Genomic DNA, 20,209 nt, shown 5'->3' on the forward strand with positions numbered 1-20,209 from the left:
GCGCAGCTCCTCACCCGGAGTCAGCCTCACACCGGACTACGGCCTCGAGGACCTCGCCGACGCCGACTTGGTGGTGATTCCCGCGGCATCGGCGCACACGGGCTACGACCAGCGCATCCTCGACGCCATTCGCCGCGCCTCGGACGCGGGCGCGACAGTGTTGACCGTGTGCTCGGGCGCCTTCGTCGCCGGCGCCGCCGGCCTTCTCGACGGCCGCCGGTGCACGACGCACTGGAAATACGCCGAGCAACTCGCTGCGATGTATCCATCGGCCACCGTCGATCCGGACGTGCTGTTCGTAGACGAGGGCAATCTGATCACGAGCGCGGGCACCGCCGCCGGTATCGATGCGTCGCTGTATCTGGTTCGGCGCGAACTCGGCAGCAACGTGGCCAACGCGATCGCGCGGCGCATGGTCGTGCCGCCGCAACGCGACGGCGGTCAGCGCCAGTTCATCGAACGCCCGGTCGTTGCCTGCCGCTCGGACAGCCTCGCGCCAACTCTGGAATGGATGAGCGACAACCTCGCGCTGCCGCATACCGTCGACGACCTCGCCACTCGCTCGGCCATGTCGCCACGCACGTTCGCGCGGAAGTTCTCGGCCGAGACCGGCACCACGCCGGTGAAATGGCTTATCAATCAGCGTGTGCTGCACGCGAAACAGTTACTCGAGAACACCGACCTACCACTCGACACGATCGCCGACCGTTGCGGATTCGGCTCCGGGGCGCTGTTGCGGCACCACTTCCACCGGCTCGTCGGGCTCGCCCCGGTGGAGTACCGGCGCCGGTTCAGTTGCACCCGAGCGGAGCCCGCGGAGCGACCGACCAGCGCAGCCGAGGAGGCCGAACAGGCGGGTTGATAGCGTTCGACCGTGCCGTCGCCCGCTGCTCCCCCGTCGCGCCGGACGCTCGTCATCGGCGGTGCGCGATCCGGCAAGTCCGGGCACGCCGAAGGCATTGCGTCCGCCGACGGTAGTGCCGTGCGCTACATCGCGACAGCACGCCGCCGCGGCGATGACGCCGACTTCGAACAGCGCATATCCGCCCACCGCGATCGGCGACCGGCGAACTGGACCGTCGTGGAGTCTTCCGAGACGTCGTTGCCCGAACTGCTGCGCGAATCCTGTGACGCCACCACCCTCGTCGACGACATCGGCACGTGGCTCACCGTCGTCATCGACGATGCGGGCGCCTGGGAGCGGCCGCGCGGAAGCGTCGCGCCGCACACCGACGCACTGATTTCCGCGGTCGCCGATCATCGCGGCCGGTTGGTCATTGTCAGCCCGGAGGTCGGCCAGGGCGTCATCCCGGCAAGCGCGTCGGGCCGACTGTTCCGCGACGAACTCGGCAACCTCAATCAGCGGCTCGCCGCAGAATGCGACGAGGTGCTGTTCGTCGTCGCCGGCCTGCCGCTGCGCCTCAAGGGATAGGGCGAATTACCTTGTTCTGCAACCACATTCGATTTCCACGAAAGGCCTCGCAGTGACCGCTGACGCAGATGCGCTCGAGTTCGGCCCGGTGACGCCGCCCGCCCCGGAGGCGCGCGCTGCCGCCGAGGCGCGACAGTTGCAGCTCACCAAGCCACCGGGTTCGCTCGGCCGGCTCGAGCGCATCGGCAACTGGGTCGCCGCCTGCCAGGGTCAGTGCCCGCCGCACGCGCTGGAGCGTCCGCGGGTCGTCATCTTCGCCGGTGACCACGGCATCGCCCGCAACGGGGTGTCGGCGTACCCGAGCGAGGTCACCGCGCAGATGGTCGCGAACTTCCTCGCGGGCGGCGCCGCCGTCAATGCGCTCGCGCGCGCCGCGGGCGCCACTGTGCGGGTCGCGGACATCGCCGTCGACGCCGACACCGACGAGCGCGTGAACACGCACAAGGTCCGTCGGTCATCGGGTTCCATCGACCGAGAGGATGCGCTGAGCGAGGACGAGGTCCGGGCCGCTATCGCAGCCGGGCGCGCGATCGCCGATGAGGAAGTCGATTCGGGCGCCGACCTGCTGATCGCAGGCGAAATGGGCATCGGCAACACGACTCCAGCCACCGTGCTGATCGCCGCGATCACCGACACCGAGCCGGTGGCCGCGGTCGGCCGCGGCACGGGCATCGACGATGCGGCGTGGAATCGCAAGACCGCCGCCATCCGCGATGCACTTCGCCGAGCGCGGCCGGTGACGAAGGACCCGGTCGCACTCCTTCGCGTCGCGGGCGGCGCCGATCTCGCCGCGATGGCGGCGTTCCTCGCTCAGGCCGCTGTGCGACGCACCCCGGTCATCATCGACGGTGTCGTGGTTGCCGCCGCAGCCCTGGTCGCCGAGATGCTTGCTGAGGGGGCCGCCGACTGGTGGATCGCGGGTCACCGTTCCGCGGAGCCGGCGCACACGCTCGCACTCAAGCGCCTGCGACTCGAGCCGCCGCTCATCGAGTTCGATATGCGCCTCGGCGAAGGCTCGGGCGCGCTCACCGCGCTGCCGCTGGTGCACGCCGCGGTGGCCACACTCGCCGAGATGGCGACATTCGGGGATGCCGGCGTGAGCGGCTCGTCCGAACCGTGACGGGTATCGCGCTCGCGCTGTCCTGGCTGACCGTGCTGCCTGTGCGCAGCCGGGGCACGATCGACCGTGCGGCCGCCGGGCGCGCCATCGCGGCGGTGCCGCTGGTCGGCGCGTTGCTCGGCGCGGTCGCCGCGGCGCTGCTGTGGGCGCTCACCGAAGCAGGCCTCGGCGCCGAGTTGGCAGGACTGCTCAGCGTCGCCGCACTCGCTCTCCTCACCCGTGGCATGCACATCGACGGCCTCGCCGACACCTTCGACGGACTCGGCTGCTACGGCCCGCCGGAGCGCGCGCAGGAGGTCATGCGCAGTGGCGGCGTCGGGCCGTTCGGCGTCGCGGCGCTGCTGGTGGCGCTGCTTGCGCAGGCCTTCGCATTCGGGGCGCTCGCCGCCGACGGCGAATGGGCCGCGGTCGTGCTGGCGGTCGCCGCGGGCCGGGTCGCGGTGGTACTCGCGTGTCGGCAGGGCGTCGCCGCGTTCTCCGACACCGGCTTCGGCGCGCTGGTCGCGGGCACCCAACCGCTGTGGCGCGGCGTCGCCTGGTCCGCACTGCTCGTCGTCGCCGCAACGTGGGTGCTGCAGACCCCGTGGCAGGGACCGTTGGTGGCGGTCGTCGCGGTCGCGGCATCGACGTTGCTCGCCTGGCACTGCGCGAGGCGGTTCGGCGGGATCAACGGCGATGTGCTCGGCGCGGTCGTCGAGGTGACGGTCACCCTCACCGCGGTGGGGCTGACGATCGGCTGAAGCGGGCGCAATAGGCTGGACCCATGGCTGACTCGGACCGTCTCTACTTTCGCCAACTCCTCGCCGGGCAGGATTTCGCCGTCGGCGACATGATTGCCACCCAGATGCGCAACTTTGCGTACCTGATCGGCGATCGGGAGACCGGCGATTGCGTTGTCGTCGACCCGGCGTACGCGGCGAACGATCTCGCCGACGTGGCGGAGGCGGATGGCATGCGACTGTCCGGAGTGCTCGTCACCCATCACCACCCCGACCACGTCGGTGGCTCGATGATGGGCTTCACGCTCAAGGGACTCGCCGAGTTGCTCGAGCGCACCAGCGTCCCCGTGCATGTGAACAACCAAGAACTGGAATGGGTTTCGGGTGTCACCGGCATCGCTGCCAGTGAGCTCACCGGCCACGAGCACGGCGACAAGGTGGCAGTCGGCGGAATCGAGATCGAGCTGCTGCACACCCCCGGTCACACTCCGGGCAGCCAGTGCTTCCTGCTCGACGGTCGCATCATCGCCGGCGACACCCTGTTCCTGGACGGCTGCGGCCGCACCGACTTCCCCGGTGGCGACGTCGACGAGATGTACCGGAGCCTGCAGGGGCTGTCCAAACTCACCGGCAATCCCACGGTCTTCCCGGGGCACTGGTACTCCGAGCAGCCGAGCGCCCCCCTCGACGATGTCCGCAAGACCAACTACGTTTTCCGCGCCAACAGCCTCGAGCAGTGGCGCATGCTCATGGGCGGCTGAGAGCAAGCCCGAGGCGACCCACTGATTGGGCGATAGTCCATGAGCGATCAGCGCTTGTACCCACGCATCACGATGCTGGCCCAAACGCATCATGATGCGCTACCGTCGGACTATGCGCACTACGGTCAATCTCGATGACGACGTGTTCGCTGCCGTGCAGAAGCGACGGCAGGCTACGGGTGCTGGCTTGAGTGAGGCAGTCAACGAGTTGGTGCGCGAGGGCATGGCGAAGCCGAGGCCGAAGTGGGACTACGTCAATACGCCGGCATCGATCGGAATTCGAATCGATGTCACGAATATCGGCGAAGTGCTCGATGTGCTGGACTCGGATCACTGACAGATGATCGTCGACGCGAATCTTCTTCTGTACGCGACGGATTCGACAAGCCCTCACCATGAACGATCGTCATCCTGGCTCAGCGCTGCGATGAACGGCACGTCACAGGTCGGGCTGCCCTGGCAGACAATCGGTGCGTTCGTTCGCATCACGACTCATCCTCGCGTCGCTGCCAATCCGCTGACTGGTGAGCAGGCGTGGGCAATTGTCCAATCATGGTTGAAGGCGCCCGTGGCCTGGATTCCGCCCGCGACCGCCCGCACTGCGCAGGCTTATGCCGAACTCGCCGCCGACGCCGACATCACCGGCAACCTGGTGCCTGATGCTCAGCTCGCGGCACTTGCGCTCGAATATGGCGTTCCCGTGTACTCCGCGGACTCGGACTTCGCTCGATTTCGCCGAATTACCTGGATCAACCCGCTCACGGCCTGAGCGCACACGAAACACAAACGAGCGCCTGCCAATCCGGCAGGCGCTCGATGTGTTTGAACCAGTCGCGGGCTAGCGCAGCTTGGACATCCAGCCGTGGGTGTCGGTGAACGTGCCGCGCTGAATGCCGGTGAGGGTGTCGCGCAGCGCCATCGTCACCTTGCCGGGCTCGCCGTCGGCGATCGTGAACTCGCCCTCGGCGGACTTCACCGATCCGACGGGCGTGATCACTGCCGCGGTGCCGCAGGCGAACACCTCGGTGATCTCGCCCGACTCGGCCTTCTTGCGCCACTCGTCGGTGCCAATTTTGCGCTCTTCCACCGGGATACCGGCATCGGCGGCGAGTGCCAGCAGCGAGTCGCGGGTGATGCCGGGCAGCAGCGAGCCGGACAGTTCCGGGGTAACCAGCCGCGCGTCCGAGCCGGAGCCGAACACGAAGTACAGGTTCATGCCGCCCATCTCCTCGACGTAGCGGCGCTCGATCGCGTCGAGCCAGACCACCTGGTCGCAGCCCTTCTCCGCGGCCTGGGCCTGCGCGACCAGCGAGGCGGCGTAGTTGCCTGCGAACTTCGCCGCGCCGGTGCCTCCGGGCGCCGCGCGCACGTATTCGGTGGACAGCCACACGCTGACCGGCTTCACGCCGCCCGGGAAGTACGCGCCGGCCGGCGAGGCCAGCAGCATGTACTTGTAGGTGTTCGACGGGCGCACACCGAGGCCGACGTCGGTGGAGAACATGAACGGCCGCAGGTACAGCGACTCCTCGCCGCCCGCCGCGGGCACCCACTCGTGGTCAACATCGAGGAGTTCGGTGATCGACCGGACGAACAGCTCGGTGGGCAGTTCGGGCATCGCGAGCCGGCGCGCGGAGTTACGCAACCGCTCGGCGTTCGCCTCCACCCGGAACCCGCCAAGCGAGCCGTCGGGCTGGCGGTAGACCTTGAGGCCCTCGAAGATCGCCTGGCCGTAGTGCAGCACCATCGCGGCCGGGTCGAGCAAAATCGGCGCGTAGGGCTCGACGCGGGCATCGGTCCAACCGGTCTCCGGCGCGTATTCGATCGTCACCATGTGGTCGGTGAAGAACTTTCCGAAGCCGGGCGCCGCCAATACCGCGTTCCGCGCCTCGGGCGTCGCAGGCGAGGGGTGCGGAACTCGGGTGAATTGGGCGGCAGTCGTCATGTCAGCGATTCTATAGAAGCTTGTCCAGTTGGTTTCTTCCCACTCACCTGGTCTTCACCTGCACGAACGGCGGGTTCACCACCTCGCAGCGCAGCGCCCGGCCGCGGACGTCCACGCTCAGCTCCATGCCGGGCATGACCTCGGCCGTGGTGTCGAGCAGGGCGAGCGCGATACCGACTTTGAGCGTCGGCGAGAACGTTCCCGACGTGGTTGTGCCTACCTCGACCTCGTCGCGCACCACGGTCAGGCCCGCTCGCAGCACACCCCGGTCCAGCGCCCGAAGGCCCCACAACCGGCGTCGAGGTCCCGACGTTCGCTCGTCTTCAAGCGCGTCCTTGCCCCAAAATTCCGGCTTCTTCCAGCCGATCGCCCAACCGCAGCGCGCCTGCAGCGGTGAGATATCGATGCCGAGCTCGTGACCGTGCAGCGGGTAGCCCATCTCGGTGCGCAGGGTATCGCGGGCGCCGAGTCCGGCCGGCTGGCCCTCCGCCTCGACGACCGCGGCGAGTAGCGCGCGGAACACCGCTTCGGCCTCGTCCCAGCGCGGCAGCACCTCGTACCCGTGTTCGCCGGTGTAGCCCGTGCGGCACACTCGGACCGGAGCGCCGCCGAGGTCCGCATCGGCGAACGCCATGTAGTCCATATCGGTGGGCAGGTTCAGCGCGGCGAGTACCTGCGCCGACCGCGGCCCCTGAACAGCGAAGACAGCGAAATCGCGATGCCGGTCGGTGACCGTGACACCAGCCGGCGCCGCACCTGCCAGCTCTTCGACAACCCGAGCCGTGTTCGCGGCATTGGGCACGAGGAACACGTCCTCGTCAGCGACGTAGTAGGCGATGAGATCGTCGATCACCCCGCCCTCGGCAGTGCAGCACAGCGTGTACTGCGCCTTGCCGGCACCGATCCGGTCCAGGTCATTTGTGAGCGCGGAATTGACGAACGCCGCGGCGCCCGGTCCGGTGACCGATGCCTTGCCGAGGTGGCTGACGTCGAACAGGCCCACTCGCTCGCGTACCGCCGTGTGTTCGGCGACCGTGCCCGCGTACGACACCGGCATCGACCAGCCGCCGAACGACGCGAACGTCGCACCGAGTTCGGCGTGCACATCGTGGATCGGCCCCCGCAGCAATTCCCCGTCACTCATGAGAAGCGAGCCTACGGCCTGACCGGCCGCCAACCGGCGCCCCCGATAGTCTCGTGCCGTGACGTCATCACCGCAGCAACCGCGCCCCGAGTTGTCCCTGTCCGCCTCGCTCGACGAGGCGAAGGTCCTGATCGTCGGCATCACCGCCGGAGCGGACTCGACGCCGGAACTGTCCGGCGACGCAGTCCTCGGCGCGGACGTCGCCGCCGAGATTGTCGCCAGACTCGCCGCTGTCGGCGCGAAGGGCAAGGCCGAAGAACTGACCCGCATCCCCGCGCCGGACTCGCTGCCGGTGTCGAGCGTGCTCGCGGTCGGACTCGGCAAGGCCGACGATGTGACCCCCGAGCAGGTCCGCAAGGCGGCCGGCGTTGCCTCACGCGCGCTGTCCGGCGTCGAATCCGCGGCGAGCACCCTCGGCGCTTTCGACCTCGGCGCGGCCGTGGAGGGCCACTACCTCGGGGCGTACACGTTCACCGCCTACAAGTCGGCGAAGTCAGCTCCGAAGCCCGGCGAAGGGCCGCTTGCGAAGATCGCGCTGCTCGTGGCCGATGCGGACAAGGAAGCCGCGACCACGCTCGCGCGTTCCGCAGCGATCGCCGAGGCCGTCGCGACCGCACGTGATTTCGTCAACACCCCGCCCAGCCACCTGTACCCGGCCGAATTCGCTCAGCGCGCAGCCGATCTCGGGCTGGCAGCCGGTCTCGCCGTGGAAGTGCTCGATGAAAAGGCGCTGGAAGCCGGTGGGTACGGCGGCATTTTCGGTGTCGGCAAGGGCTCCTCGCGCCCGCCACGACTGGTACGGCTGTCCTACTCCGGTGGGGTTGGTGAGAAGGCCCCGAAGGTCGCGCTTGTCGGCAAGGGTGTCACCTTCGATACCGGTGGCATTTCCATCAAGCCCGCCGCGGGCATGGAAAACATGACCTCGGACATGGGCGGTGCGGCCGCGGTCGTGGCAACTGTCGTGCTCGCGGCGAAGCTGCGCCTGCCGATCGATGTCATCGCGACGGTGCCGATGGCGGAGAACATGCCCTCGTCCACCGCGCAACGCCCCGGCGACGTGATCACGCAGTACGGCGGAACCACCGTCGAGGTCATCAACACCGACGCCGAGGGACGCCTGATCCTGGCCGACGCGATCGTGCGCGCCTGCGAGGACGAGCCGGACTATCTGATCGAGACGGCCACGCTGACCGGCGCCCAGCTCGTCGCGCTCGGCAACCGGACCCCCGGCGTGATGGGCTCCGAGGAGTTCCGCGACCGGCTCGCACGCATCTCTCAGGAGGTCGGCGAGAACGCGTGGCCGATGCCGCTACCCGCCGAACTGCGTAAGGATCTCGACTCGAAGGTCGCCGACCTCGCCAACGTCAGCAACAACCGGTTCGCGGGCATGCTCGTCGCAGGGACGTATCTCAAGGAGTTCGTCGCCGACGGCGTGCAGTGGGTGCATATCGACATCGCCGGTCCGGCCTACAACACCAGCGGCCCGTTCGGTTACATCGGCAAGGGCGGCACCGGGGTTCCGGTGCGCACGATAATCAGCGTGCTCGAGGACATCGCGCACTCCTGATCGGAACGTCGACCAACTTCCGCCGCGGCCGGTCGACCGGTCGCGGCGGGTTTTGTCACTCCGCCTGCTGCTCTCGTTCGCGCCGTTCGATGATGCGGCGGCGCGCGTCGAAATCCCGCATCCGTTGCGGGTAACCGGTTTTCCGGACGTCGTACACCGGGATGTGGAGCGCGCCTGCGAGCTTCCGTGCGCCTCGCTCGCCGACGATTCGGCGGGTCCATTCACCGTCGGCCGCGATGAGCACGACAGTCACGTCGGTGACGGTCGTCTTGGGCTCTACGAACGCCTCGACCCCGCGATGTGTGGCGACCCAGTTCGCGAGGTAGTCCCCTTCCGGCCCGAGTCGGTGCGTGGCCTGTTGCCGGCCACCGCGGAAGCGGTTGAACAAGCCCACGGTTCCTCCTCGCGCCGGACCCCTGCATCAATAGTGCCAGCAAATGTGAGATTTCCGCCCGACCGCTCGGTGCGGCGAGGTCAGTGCAAGGATGGCTGGGCATGCAACATCCCACACGATTTGCGACTGCCTAGCACAATGGTGTGCGACCAAAAGTCGAGAACCGACCGACATGTTCGAGGAGTCAACTGAAATGGCCTTCTCCGTCCAAATGCCAGCTCTTGGCGAAAGTGTCACCGAGGGAACGGTGACTCGATGGCTGAAGCAGGAGGGAGACACGGTAGAAGTCGACGAGCCACTGCTCGAGGTTTCCACCGACAAGGTCGACACCGAAATCCCTTCCCCCGTCGCCGGCGTGCTGACCAAGATCGTCGCGCAGGAAGACGACGTGGTCGAGGTCGGTGGCGAACTCGGCCAGATCGGTGACGCGTCCGAGAGCACCGGTAGTGGCGACAGCGCCGCCCCCGCCGAAGAGGCACAGCCCGAGCCGGAACCCGAGCCCGAGCCCGAACCTGAGGCCAAGCAGGAGCCCGCACAGGCGCCGCAGGCAGACACCGACACAAGCGGTGGCGGCGAAGGAACCTCGGTCACGATGCCCGAGCTCGGCGAATCCGTCACCGAGGGCACCGTCACCCGCTGGCTGAAGTCCGTCGGTGACGAGGTCGCGGTCGATGAGCCGCTGCTCGAGGTCTCCACCGACAAGGTCGACACCGAAATCCCGTCGCCGGTCGCCGGCACGCTGCTCGAGATCTCCGCCGAAGAGGACGACGTGGTCGCCGTCGGCGGTCAGCTCGCGGTCATCGGATCGGGCAAGCCCGCCGCCCAGAAGGCGCCCGAGCCGAAGCCCGAGCCCGATAAGGAAGAGCCGAAGCAAGAGGCGCCCAAGCAGGAAGCGCCCAAGCAGGAAGCCCCGAAAACCGAGGCTCCGAAGCAGGAAGCCCCCAAACAGGAGGCCCCGAAGCAGGCGGCTGCTCCCGCCGGTGGCGACGGGTCGCCCTATGTGACCCCGCTCGTCCGCAAGCTCGCCGCGGACAACAACGTCGACCTCGGCGACGTCACGGGCACCGGCGTCGGTGGCCGCATCCGCAAGCAGGACGTGCTTGCCGCGGCCGAGGCGAAGAAGGCACCCGCCGCGTCGGCTCCCGCTGCGGCGAGCGCGCCGGCCGCGGCGCCGTCGGCTCCCGCGCCGCGCCCGGAGCTGGCGCACCTGCGCGGCACCACGCAGAAGGCGAACCGCATCCGGCAGATCACCGCCACCAAGACGCGCGAGTCACTGCAGACCACGGCCCAGCTCACCCAGGTGCACGAAGCCGACCTGACCAAGGTGGCCGCGCTGCGCGCCCGCGCCAAGAACAGCTTCAAGGAGCGTGAGGGCGTCAACCTCACTTTCCTGCCGTTCTTCGCCAAGGCCGTGGTTGAGGCCCTCGGTGTGCACCCGAACGTCAACGCGAGCTACGACGAGTCGGCCAAGACGATCACCTATCACGCCGCGGTTCACCTCGGCATCGCCGTCGACACCGACCAGGGCCTGCTCTCCCCGGTCATCCATAACGCGGGCGACCTGTCGCTCGCGGGTCTGGCCCGTGCGATCGCCGATATCGCCGAGCGCGCCCGGACCGGTGGCCTGAAGCCCGATGAGCTGGCCGGTGGCACCTTCACCATCACCAACATCGGCAGCCAGGGTGCGCTGTTCGACACCCCGATCCTGGTGCCGCCGCAGGCGGCGATGCTGGGTACCGGCGCGATCGTGAAGCGCCCGGTCGTGGTGAAGGACGAGGCCGGAGCCGAATCCATCGGCGTCCGGTCGATGGCGTACCTCCCCCTGACCTACGACCACCGGCTCATCGACGGCGCCGACGCCGGCCGCTTCCTCACCACGGTGAAGCAGCGCCTGCAAGAGGCCGCGTTCGAGGCGGATCTGGGTCTGTAAACCGCGAATGCGCATCGTTATCGCCGGCTCTTCGGGGCTGATCGGAACCGCGCTCGTGGCCTCGTTGCGCGCCGACGGGCACGACGTCGCACGTCTTGTGCGACGTCGTCCCGCGGCGGGCGACGAGTTCGAGTGGAAGCCGGAGAAGGCCGAGTTCGATCCGCGCGCCCTCGCCGGTGCCGACGCCGTAGTGAATCTTTGCGGTGTCGGCATCGGCGACAAGCGCTGGAACGGCGCGTACAAGCAGGCTTTGCGCGACAGCCGGCTGACCGCGACCGACGTGCTTGCCAATGCCGTTACGGCAGAAGGTGTTCCGACGCTACTCAACGCGAGTGGCGTGCACTACTACGGCGACACCGGTTCTCGGGTCGTCGACGAATCCGCTCCTGCCGGAACGGGTTTCCTCGCGGAACTGTGCCGGGACTGGGAAGCCGCCGCCGCGGCCGCGAGCAATGCCCGCGTGGTCCTGCTGCGCAGCGCGCCGGTACTCGCCAAGCACGGCGGCATCTTGCACCGCCTCAAACTGCTGTACTCCCTTGGGCTCGGCGGTCGCCTGGGCAACGGACGGCAGTACTTCCCGTGGATCGCGATGGACGACGAAATCGGTGCCATCAAATTCGCGCTCACCAACTCGGAGGTGTCCGGGCCGTTGAACCTCGTCGGTCCGGCGCCGGTCACCAACGCACAGTTCAATCGCGCAATGGCGCAGGCGATGCATCGCCCGGCGCCGTTCGTGGTGCCGCGACGCGCCCTCATCGCTGGAATCGGAGAGTTCGCGAAGGAAGCCATCCTCGCGAGCCCGCGCGCGATCCCGACGGCGCTCGAATCGGCCGGCTACCGCTTCACGCACCACACCATCGGTGAGGCGCTCGAGACGGCCCTGAAGTGAAAAGACTGCGCTGACATGATCGTGCGCGACGCCGAACCGGCCGACCTCGAGGCGATCCTCGAAATTCACAACACCGCGATCGCGGAATCGACCGCGATCTGGGACACCGAGCAGGTGGACCTCGACGAGCGCGTCGCATGGTGGGCGCATCGCCGGCAGGCCGGCTTCCCGGTCCTCGTTGCCGAGATCGACGGCGCCGTCGCCGGTTACGCGAGTTATGGGCCGTGGCGCCCGAAATCGGGCTACCGGTTCACGGTGGAGAACTCCGTCTACGTAGCGGACGGTTTCCACCGCCGTGGCGTGGCCACCGCGCTTCTCGGCGAGCTCGTCGTCCGCGCGAAGATCGATGGGGTGCACGTGATCGTCGCCGGGATCGAGGCTTCCAACCAGGCCTCGATCGCCCTGCACCGCAACTTCGGTTTCGAGATCGTCGCCGAAATGCCGCAGGTCGGCGCGAAATTCGGCCGCTGGATGGACCTGACCCTTATGCAGCTCATGCTCCCCGGACCGGTTAACGGGCCGGCGGAAGAGCGCGGCGTAGGGTCGTGACCATGAGTTCTGGTAGCGGATCGGCCCGTTCGTCGGCCGAGCCGGTCGAGGTCGACTACCTCGGCCGGATCGAGTACACCGCGGCCTGGGACCGTCAGCGCGAGATCGCCGAGGAACGCACAGCCGACCGCGGCCGCGACCGGCTGCTGCTGCTCGAGCACCCGTCGGTGTACACCGCGGGCCGGCGCACCGAACCCCAGGACCGGCCCACGGACGGCACACCGGTCGTCGAGGTGGACCGCGGCGGAAAGATCACCTGGCATGGGCCGGGACAGCTCGTCGGCTACCCGATCGTGAAGCTCGCCGAGCCGATCGATGTCGTGCGCTACGTACGCCGGCTCGAAGAGGCACTCATCGCCGTGTGCACCGATCTCGGCCTGACCTGCGGGCGCGTGGAAGGCAGATCGGGTGTCTGGCTTCCGGCCGGTCATGACGGCGGCCGGTGGCGCCCGGAGCGCAAAATCGCCGCGATCGGTGTGCGGGTGCAGCGCGGCGTGGCCATGCACGGCTTCGCGCTCAATTGCAACTCGGCGATCGCTGCCTTCGACACGATCATTCCGTGCGGGATCACCGACGCCGGCGTCACTTCGCTCTCGGTCGAACTCGGCCGCGACGTCACCATCGACGAGGTCCGCCCGGCCGTCACCGATGCGGTGCTGCGGGCCCTGGACGGGGAGCTTCCCGTCGCCGAGCACGACATCCCCCGTGTGACCTTCGCTTCGCCAACCGGCTCGGTGATTCCTGCGCCGGTAACATCGGTGCAGTGACTGTGGCACCGGAATCCGCTCCGAACGGACGCAAGCTGTTGCGTATCGAGGCTCGCAACGCGCAAACGCCGATCGAGCGCAAGCCGGGCTGGATCAAGACTCGCGCGACGATGGGCCCCGAATACACCGAGCTCAAGGGGCTGGTGAAGCGCGAAGGCCTGCATACGGTTTGCGAGGAAGCCGGCTGCCCGAACATCTACGAATGCTGGGAAGACCGCGAGGCCACGTTCCTCATCGGCGGCGAGCAGTGCACCCGGCGTTGCGACTTCTGCCAGATCGACACCGGCAAACCGGCCGAACTCGACCGTGACGAGCCGCGCCGCGTTGCCGAGAGTGTCCAGGCTATGGGCCTGCGCTACTCGACCATCACCGGCGTCGCGCGCGACGACCTCGAGGATGGCGGCGCCTGGCTCTACGCGGAGACCGTGCGCGCGATCAAACGGCTCAACCCGCATACCGGCGTCGAACTGCTCATCCCCGACTTCAACGCCGATCCGGACCAGCTCGCCGAAGTGTTCGCAACGCGCCCTGAGGTGCTCGCGCACAACGTCGAGACGGTGCCGCGCATCTTCAAGCGAATCCGGCCCGCGTTCCGCTACCAGCGCAGCCTCGACGTCATCACCGCCGCCCGCGAAGCCGGGTTGGTGACAAAGTCGAACCTGATCCTCGGCATGGGCGAGGAGCCCGAAGAGATCACCGAGGCGATCGGCGATCTGTACCGGGCCGGCTGCGACATCCTGACCATCACCCAGTACCTGCGCCCGTCGCCGCGCCACCACCCGGTGGATCGCTGGGTGAAGCCGGAGGAGTTCGTCGAGCATTCACGCACGGCGGAAGCCCTCGGTTTCGCGGGCGTGATGGCGGGCCCGTTGGTCCGTTCCTCGTACCGAGCCGGCCGGTTGTACGCCCAGGCAATGGCGCATCACGGTCGCGAATTGTCGCCGGACATGGTGCATCTCGCCGAAGAGGGCAGCGCCGCGCAGGAGGCGACCTCGGTCCTCGCGCGGATGGCCCGCTAACTCCCGAGCGCACTCCCCCGTTGGCCGCGCGTCTCCGCGGCACTCGATCCCGCAGTGATCACGAGCATATGGCCCCCGACACACCGTTCGGATGGGCCATATGTCCGTGATCACGGCCGTCACCCGCCCGGCGAGGTGCGTTCCGACCGGGGCCTATCCTTGAGCCATGGCGAACGGCAAGGGCGGCAAGCCCAGCAAAGAGGAGAAGGCTGCCGCTAAGGCGGTCAAGCGGCAGGCAGGCAAGGAGCGTAGGTCTCAGCTCTGGCAGGCCTTCAACATGCAGCGCAAGGACGACAAGCTGCTGCTGCCGCTGATGATCGGGTCGATCGTCGTCTTCGCCCTCGCCTTCTTTCTCGTCGGCCTCGTCTTCGGCATTTCGTGGTTCCTGCTGCCGATCGGCATCGTCCTCGGTGTGCTCGTCGCGTTCGTCATCTTCGGCCGTCGCGTGCAGAGCACCGTTTACCGCAAGGCGGATGGTCAGGCCGGTGCCGCGGCCTGGGCGCTGGAGAACATGCAGGGTCAGTGGCGGGTCAAGAACGCCATCGCCGGCACGACCCAGCTCGACGCTGTGCACCGCGTGATCGGCCGCCCCGGCGTCATCCTGGTTGCCGAGGGCTCACCGCAGCGGGTCAAGTCGCTGCTCGCGCAGGAGAAGAAGAAGACCGCGCGCCTCGTCGGCGACACCCCGATCTACGACATCGTGGTCGGCAACGAAGAGGGCCAGGTCAAGCTGAAGGAGCTGACGCGCTACCTGTCGAAGCTGCCGCGAAACATCGACACAAAGCGGATGGATACCATCGAGTCTCGGCTTGCCGCGCTCGGCACCCGCGGCGGACCGGCCATTCCGAAGGGCCCGGTCCCCGGCGGCGCCAAGATGCGCGGCGGCATGCAGCGCACGATCCGCCGCCGCTGACGCGTCGGACGCGCACGATCCGCCGCCGCTGACGCGTCGGACGCGCACGATCCGCCGCCGCTAACGCAGCTCGGTCAGCGGCTGCGGACCAGCGCCGTTCCGGTGGCGCGGTCGTGCATGCCGCGGCCGTCCTGGTCTGTAAACAGCGCGGGCACGACGAAGATCAGCAGCACCGATCGGGCCAGCGCACGGACGAACCCGACACGGATCGGCGCGTCGATCCGGATCACCCGGACACCCAGGAAGAACTGGCCGGGAGTGAAGCCGAAGTAGCTCACCGCGCCGATGCCGATCGCGAGCCAAATGCCGAGGGTGACGGTCGAGATCGAAGGATCCAGACCGACGAACAGCGCGGCGATGCCGTAGGCGATCAGCCAGTCGACGAACAGCGCTGCGATCCGGCGGCCCATGCGGACCAGCGAGCCGGCGCCCTCTTCCGGAAGTCCGAGACTCTCGCCGCGGTACTTGTCTTCCTCCGTACCCTCCCGCGGAGGGAGAGCTGCGGAGGGGCCAGAGAGCCAAGAACCGGTCATACGCGCCATAAGCCCAGAATAGGCCCCGGCGCCGAGCGGCCAGGTTATGGGACGAAACCGTGCGCAACCTCACGGTCGGCTTTGCGCGATTGTCAGACGTGTAACACTGGCGAAACACGGGCTTGACTGACAGGCAACACCGTGTCCATACCGTTCACCTCCGACGAGCCCCGCTGCCTTCACCACCGGTAGCGCGGGAAACGAAAAATAAGGAGCACAAGCGTGGCGTTCACGACGGCCGAAGAGGTCATCAAGTTCATCGCCGATGAGGGCGTTGAGTACGTCGACGTCAGGTTCACCGACCTGCCCGGCGTGCAACAGCACTTCTCCATCACGGCGAGCGCGTTCGAGAAGGACACCCTCGAAGACGGCCTGGCCTTCGACGGTTCGTCGGTTCGCGGCTTCCAGTCCATTCACGAGTCGGACATGATCCTGCTCCCCGACTACGGAACCGCGCAGCTCGACCCGTTCCGTGCGGCGAAGACGCTCAACATGGACTTCTTCGTGCACGACCCGTTCACTCGCGAGGCCTACAGCCGCGACCCGCGCAACATCGCGCGTAAGGCCGAGGCGTACCTGACCAGCACCGGCATCGCCGATACCGCGTACTTCGGCGCCGAGGCGGAGTTCTACATCTTCGACTCGATCCGTTACGAGTCGAAGATGAACGGCGCGTTCTACGAGATCGACTCGATCTCCGCGTCGTGGAACACCGGTGCAGCGACCGAGTTCGACGGCACCCCCAACCGTGGCTACAAGGTCCGCCCGAAGGGTGGCTACTTCCCGGTTGCGCCGTACGACCACTACGTCGACCTGCGCGACGAGATCTCGACCAACCTGACCAAGGCGGGCTTCGTGCTCGAGCGCGGCCACCACGAGGTGGGCACCGCAGGCCAGGCGGAGATCAACTACAAGTTCAACACCCTGCTCGCCGCGGCCGACGATCTGCAGCTGTTCAAGTACATCGTCAAGAACACCGCATGGCAGCACGGCAAGACCGTCACCTTCATGCCGAAGCCGATCTTCGGTGACAACGGCTCGGGCATGCACGTGCACCAGTCGCTCTGGAAGGACGGCAAGCCGCTCTTCTACGATGAGAAGGGCTACGCCGGTCTGTCGGATCTGGCGCGTCATTACATCGGCGGCATCCTGCACCACGCTCCGTCGCTGCTGGCGTTCACCAACCCGACCGTGAACTCGTACCACCGCCTGGTGCCGGGCTACGAGGCCCCGATCAACCTGGTGTACTCGGGCCGTAACCGCTCTGCCGCGGTCCGCATCCCGACCACGGGCAACAACCCGAAGGCCAAGCGTCTCGAGTTCCGTGCGCCGGACTCCTCGGGCAACCCGTACCTGTCCTTCGCCGCGCAGATGCTCGCCGGACTGGACGGCATCAAGAACAAGATCGAGCCGATGGCCCCGGTCGACAAGGACCTCTACGAGCTCCCGCCGGAGGAGGCCAAGAACATCCCGCAGGCCCCGACCTCGCTCGGCGCCGTGATCGACAGCCTCGAGAAGGACCACGCGTACCTGACCGAGGGTGGCGTCTTCACCGAGGACCTGATCGACACCTGGATCTCGATCAAGCGGGAGCAGGAGATCGCCCCGATCAACCTGCGTCCGCACCCGTACGAGTTCGACCTGTACTTCGACGTCTAAATCGTCACGGGACTAGACCCGATCTGCGGGGGAGCAGCCGACAGGCTGCTCCCCCGCAGTCGTTTGTGCGGAACCGATCACGGCAGTTGGCCGGCCGGTGCCGCGGTACGCATTCGGGCGAGCACAACGGCGCCGAGCAACGCCACCGCCGCACCCAAAAGCGCTCCCCCGACGACGTCGGTGAACCAATGCACGCCCAGATACACCCGGCTGACGGCCATAAGCACCACTGCGGCCGCGGCTGCGATCCGCGCCAGCCACAACGCCGCACCGGTCAGCGCGCCCGCGGTGACCACCAGTAGACCGACGACGAGGACGGTCGTCGAGGTGACGTGGCCGGATGGGAACGAATGGGTTCGGATGTAGACGAGCCGAAGGTCGGCGGGTGGCCGTTCGCGCGCGACAAGCACTTTGGTCGCCGAACTCAGGAACGAGGCGAGGCAAACCACCCCCGCAAGCACTGCAGCCGGCGCCAGTGCCCGCGTCCGCCACCACACCGCCGCGACGGCCAGCACCGTGATCAGCGTGGCCTGCGGCGAATTGCCGAGGAACGACACGGCGCGCAGGAAAGCCGTCAACGCGGGCGTGCGATGGTCGACGAACCAGTCCGCCACCGCGGTATCGACCCCTGTCCATCGATCCAGCGCCACTGTCACGGCCAGCACCACGAACGCGAGACCGAGTACCGCGGCCGCGATGGCCGATCGTCGTATGGTGTCGCGCGGCAGGGTCGAAGACGTCACGGTTTCATGGTGCGGTGCGTGCACCGCAACTCGCCACACCTGCAAGGATCGAGTACAAATCGCATTGCCCACCCTGATCGCAGAGAAGAGGAACGATGGCAGCGAACGCACACGGCGAGTTCGCCGGCGCGGCCGGAATGACCCGCTGGCAGGGCTGGGAGCCGGAAGGCGCCGCGACTGCACTGGTGGTGATCGTGCACGGCCTCGGCGAACACGGCGCTCGCTACGACTGGGTCGGCGCCCAGCTCGCCGCCAACGGGTACGCGGCATACGCGGTCGACCATCACGGCCACGGCCTCTCCGACGGTAATCGCGCGAACATCGACACGATGGACGGTGTCGCCGACGATGTCGGGTCGATGCTCGCCGAGGCGACCAAGCGGAACCCCGATGTTCCGCGCTTCCTGCTCGGGCACAGCCTCGGCGGGCTGATCACGCTCTACTACGTCACTCGGCGGCCGGTCGATCTCGCCGGTGTCGTGCTGTCCGCACCAGCCGCCGACCCCGGCGCCGTCAATTTCGTCGAGCGCACCGCCGCGCGCGTGCTCTCCCGAGTCGCGCCGAATCTTGGTGTGCTGCAACTGGATGCGAACGCCGTCAGCCGCGACCCGGTCGTCGTGAAGGCGTACGTCGACGACCCGCTGGTGCACTCGGGCAAGATTCCGGCACGCACGATCGGCGAATTGATCGCGGCCTTCGACCGGATGCGTCCTCGCCTGCCCGACCTACAGACTCCGGTGTTGCTCATGCACGGCACGGCGGACACGCTGGTCTCACCCGAGGCGAGCAAGCTGGTCGAGGCCGAGATCGGATCCAAGGACCTCACGGTCAAGTACTGGGACGGGCTCTACCACGAGTTGCTGAACGAGCCCGAGCGCGAAGAAGTCCTCGCCGACACCGTCGCTTGGCTCGACGCCCACCGCTGACGCCGCCGGCGATCGACCACCGCTCCCGCTGGCTAATCCTCCAAGTCCGCCGGCGCGGAAGGCGCCGCATCACGGGTGTCGTGGTCGAGCTGCACCAGCGTCATGATCATTCCCGCAGGAGTGCCTGGAGGAGCATAAAGACGCAACGTCGTTCTGTTCGCGCGATGCAATGAAGTGAGTTGATGAAGCAACGCGACCCCTGAGCTCGCGAGATGACTTACCTCGGAGAGGTCCACTCGCAGCGATCGGGTTCCGGTTACACCTGCAGTCCGAATCGCACGATCGAAGGCGGCAGTGGTATGCGCGTCGATCGTCCCCACAACCCGCAAGCCGGGGTACGTGTCAGAGGTCAGCTCCTCGACGCGCAGGGTGCCGGGCTTAACCATCTGGTTCGCCGGTGCACGCCAATTCGCGTCAACGGCGGTCAGCATGCGGGCAGGCTGGCGCAGTTGGTGCGTCACGGTTGCCCTTGTGCCCTGTTCGTCGTGTTCGATCTGCAGGTCGTCGACAAGCAGCTCGGTGAGCTGCAGCCCAACTCCCCGGACCGTCGAAGGCACCGGATCGCGCCACCGCCCCTCGTCGACTACCCGAACGCGAACCTCCCCGGTGTCGAGCAGCGCAGCCGTTATCGAGCAGGTACCACCAGCGGCCGGGTCGACGTAGGCGTGTTCGATCGAGTTGGTCGCCAGTTCCACCACCGCATGACGCAAAGCGGTCGAATCGCCTTCGCCGACTCGCGCGGCGGTCAGCCACTGATCGAGAATTTCGCTAATCCTGGTCAGCGAACTGGGGTCCGCGGCTACCTCCAACTCCAAATCAGGTGGTGCCGCAACCCGCTGGCCGACGAGAACGGTGATGTCGTCGCTGTGCCCGGTGACCCGGGTCATCAGTTCGAGGGTCTGCGTGCAGACGCGCTCGATCGGAGTGTCCGCGTCACCCCGGAGCGCACGGTTTGCCGCGATGGCGGCTGCAGCCTGAGCCAACTCGACCGTGCTCTGTGCCGGCACCCGCCCTGGACGCTCCAGCAGACCGTCCGTGTACAGCATGATCAATTCGCCTTCGGCGAGATTCTCCGAATCGATCGATTCCGGGCCGAAAGTGCCGCCGACTCCGATTGGCCCCGCCTTGGTGGACGACAGGTAGCGCGAATCGCCATCCACAGATACGACCAACGGCGGCGGGTGCCCTGCTGTGCGAGTACT

At 67.6% G+C, this 20,209-nt stretch carries 22 protein-coding genes; 16 read left to right on the forward strand and 6 right to left on the reverse strand.

Annotated features, from left to right (window positions below; all coding sequences use genetic code 11):
- The 7 genes from A8G08_RS14545 to A8G08_RS14575 form a co-directional block, all read left to right on the forward strand.
- A partial coding sequence (locus A8G08_RS14545; protein ID WP_068275246.1) for a helix-turn-helix domain-containing protein occupies nucleotides 1-862 on the forward strand: 862 nt, incomplete at its 5' end.
- A 12-nt stretch (nucleotides 863-874) separates the two neighbouring features.
- Nucleotides 875-1,432, forward strand: coding sequence for a bifunctional adenosylcobinamide kinase/adenosylcobinamide-phosphate guanylyltransferase (cobU, locus tag A8G08_RS14550; RefSeq protein WP_068275249.1), 558 nt, complete (start codon nucleotides 875-877; stop codon nucleotides 1,430-1,432).
- Between the two features lie 52 nt (nucleotides 1,433-1,484).
- On the forward strand, nucleotides 1,485-2,552 hold the full coding sequence (cobT, locus tag A8G08_RS14555; protein ID WP_068275251.1) for a nicotinate-nucleotide--dimethylbenzimidazole phosphoribosyltransferase: 1,068 nt from the start codon (nucleotides 1,485-1,487) through the stop codon (nucleotides 2,550-2,552).
- Nucleotides 2,549-3,292 carry an adenosylcobinamide-GDP ribazoletransferase gene (locus A8G08_RS14560; RefSeq protein WP_068275253.1) on the forward strand — a complete coding sequence of 248 codons (744 nt, stop codon included), beginning with the start codon at nucleotides 2,549-2,551 and terminating at the stop codon, nucleotides 3,290-3,292. Before cobT ends, A8G08_RS14560 begins: the two co-directional genes overlap by 4 nt.
- A 23-nt stretch (nucleotides 3,293-3,315) precedes the next feature.
- A complete protein-coding gene (locus A8G08_RS14565) occupies nucleotides 3,316-4,032 on the forward strand; it encodes an MBL fold metallo-hydrolase (RefSeq protein WP_068275256.1) in 717 nt (238 codons plus the stop codon).
- Between the two features lie 112 nt (nucleotides 4,033-4,144).
- Complete coding sequence (locus tag A8G08_RS14570; RefSeq protein ID WP_068275259.1) at nucleotides 4,145-4,369, forward strand: hypothetical protein; 225 nt, start codon at nucleotides 4,145-4,147, stop codon at nucleotides 4,367-4,369.
- A gap of 3 nt (nucleotides 4,370-4,372) precedes the next feature.
- Complete coding sequence (locus A8G08_RS14575) at nucleotides 4,373-4,801, forward strand: TA system VapC family ribonuclease toxin (RefSeq protein WP_068275262.1); 429 nt, start codon at nucleotides 4,373-4,375, stop codon at nucleotides 4,799-4,801.
- A 69-nt stretch (nucleotides 4,802-4,870) separates the two neighbouring features.
- Here A8G08_RS14575 and A8G08_RS14580 read toward each other — a convergent pair whose 3' ends face one another.
- Both A8G08_RS14580 and gcvT read right to left on the reverse strand, forming a co-directional pair.
- A complete protein-coding gene (locus tag A8G08_RS14580; RefSeq protein WP_068275265.1) occupies nucleotides 4,871-5,974 on the reverse strand; it encodes a branched-chain amino acid aminotransferase in 1,104 nt (367 codons plus the stop codon).
- A 43-nt stretch (nucleotides 5,975-6,017) separates the two neighbouring features.
- A complete protein-coding gene (gene gcvT / locus A8G08_RS14585; RefSeq protein ID WP_068275268.1) occupies nucleotides 6,018-7,118 on the reverse strand; it encodes a glycine cleavage system aminomethyltransferase GcvT in 1,101 nt (366 codons plus the stop codon).
- Nucleotides 7,119-7,176: 58 nt separating this feature from the next.
- Here gcvT and A8G08_RS14590 point away from each other — a divergent pair, with 58 nt between their 5' ends.
- Nucleotides 7,177-8,685, forward strand: a complete 1,509-nt coding sequence (locus A8G08_RS14590) for a leucyl aminopeptidase (protein ID WP_068275270.1) — start codon at nucleotides 7,177-7,179, stop codon at nucleotides 8,683-8,685.
- 55 nt (nucleotides 8,686-8,740) lie between these two features.
- Here A8G08_RS14590 and A8G08_RS14595 read toward each other — a convergent pair whose 3' ends face one another.
- Nucleotides 8,741-9,079: an oxidoreductase gene (locus A8G08_RS14595; RefSeq protein WP_068275272.1), complete on the reverse strand. Its 339-nt coding sequence runs from the start codon at nucleotides 9,077-9,079 to the stop codon at nucleotides 8,741-8,743.
- A gap of 193 nt (nucleotides 9,080-9,272) precedes the next feature.
- Between A8G08_RS14595 and sucB the strand changes: the two genes are divergently transcribed.
- From sucB to A8G08_RS14625, 6 genes are all read left to right on the forward strand, one after another.
- Complete coding sequence (sucB, locus tag A8G08_RS14600) at nucleotides 9,273-11,009, forward strand: 2-oxoglutarate dehydrogenase, E2 component, dihydrolipoamide succinyltransferase (protein ID WP_068275275.1); 1,737 nt, start codon at nucleotides 9,273-9,275, stop codon at nucleotides 11,007-11,009.
- Nucleotides 11,010-11,016: 7 nt separating this feature from the next.
- Nucleotides 11,017-11,898 (forward strand): TIGR01777 family oxidoreductase, encoded by an 882-nt coding sequence (locus A8G08_RS14605; protein ID WP_068275278.1) that lies wholly within the window; start codon nucleotides 11,017-11,019, stop codon nucleotides 11,896-11,898.
- Between the two features lie 15 nt (nucleotides 11,899-11,913).
- Nucleotides 11,914-12,447 carry a GNAT family N-acetyltransferase gene (locus A8G08_RS14610; RefSeq protein WP_068275282.1) on the forward strand — a complete coding sequence of 178 codons (534 nt, stop codon included), beginning with the start codon at nucleotides 11,914-11,916 and terminating at the stop codon, nucleotides 12,445-12,447.
- 2 nt (nucleotides 12,448-12,449) lie between these two features.
- Complete coding sequence (gene lipB, locus A8G08_RS14615; protein WP_068275284.1) at nucleotides 12,450-13,214, forward strand: lipoyl(octanoyl) transferase LipB; 765 nt, start codon at nucleotides 12,450-12,452, stop codon at nucleotides 13,212-13,214.
- A gap of 2 nt (nucleotides 13,215-13,216) precedes the next feature.
- Nucleotides 13,217-14,233 (forward strand): lipoyl synthase, encoded by a 1,017-nt coding sequence (lipA, locus tag A8G08_RS14620; RefSeq protein ID WP_068275286.1) that lies wholly within the window; start codon nucleotides 13,217-13,219, stop codon nucleotides 14,231-14,233.
- Nucleotides 14,234-14,399: 166 nt separating this feature from the next.
- The gene (locus A8G08_RS14625) at nucleotides 14,400-15,146 is read left to right on the forward strand and encodes a DUF4191 domain-containing protein (RefSeq protein ID WP_068275290.1); all 747 of its coding nucleotides are present in this window, start codon (nucleotides 14,400-14,402) and stop codon (nucleotides 15,144-15,146) included.
- A gap of 74 nt (nucleotides 15,147-15,220) precedes the next feature.
- Here the strand turns inward: A8G08_RS14625 and A8G08_RS14630 are convergent, their stop codons facing one another.
- A complete protein-coding gene (locus A8G08_RS14630; protein WP_068275293.1) occupies nucleotides 15,221-15,688 on the reverse strand; it encodes an RDD family protein in 468 nt (155 codons plus the stop codon).
- Between the two features lie 213 nt (nucleotides 15,689-15,901).
- On the opposite strand from A8G08_RS14630, the gene glnA reads away from it, so the two are divergent.
- On the forward strand, nucleotides 15,902-17,338 hold the full coding sequence (gene glnA, locus A8G08_RS14635; protein WP_068275296.1) for a type I glutamate--ammonia ligase: 1,437 nt from the start codon (nucleotides 15,902-15,904) through the stop codon (nucleotides 17,336-17,338).
- 77 nt (nucleotides 17,339-17,415) lie between these two features.
- Here glnA and A8G08_RS14640 read toward each other — a convergent pair whose 3' ends face one another.
- A complete protein-coding gene (locus A8G08_RS14640; protein WP_169823315.1) occupies nucleotides 17,416-18,081 on the reverse strand; it encodes a phosphatase PAP2 family protein in 666 nt (221 codons plus the stop codon).
- A 95-nt stretch (nucleotides 18,082-18,176) separates the two neighbouring features.
- On the opposite strand from A8G08_RS14640, the gene A8G08_RS14645 reads away from it, so the two are divergent.
- Nucleotides 18,177-19,007, forward strand: coding sequence for an alpha/beta hydrolase (locus tag A8G08_RS14645; RefSeq protein ID WP_068275301.1), 831 nt, complete (start codon nucleotides 18,177-18,179; stop codon nucleotides 19,005-19,007).
- A 32-nt stretch (nucleotides 19,008-19,039) separates the two neighbouring features.
- Here A8G08_RS14645 and A8G08_RS14650 read toward each other — a convergent pair.
- A partial coding sequence (locus A8G08_RS14650; protein WP_157108584.1) for a SpoIIE family protein phosphatase occupies nucleotides 19,040-20,209 on the reverse strand: 1,170 nt, incomplete at its 5' end.

It is taken from the genome of Aldersonia kunmingensis (assembly GCF_001646865.1).
Lineage (GTDB): Bacteria > Actinomycetota > Actinomycetes > Mycobacteriales > Mycobacteriaceae > Aldersonia > Aldersonia kunmingensis.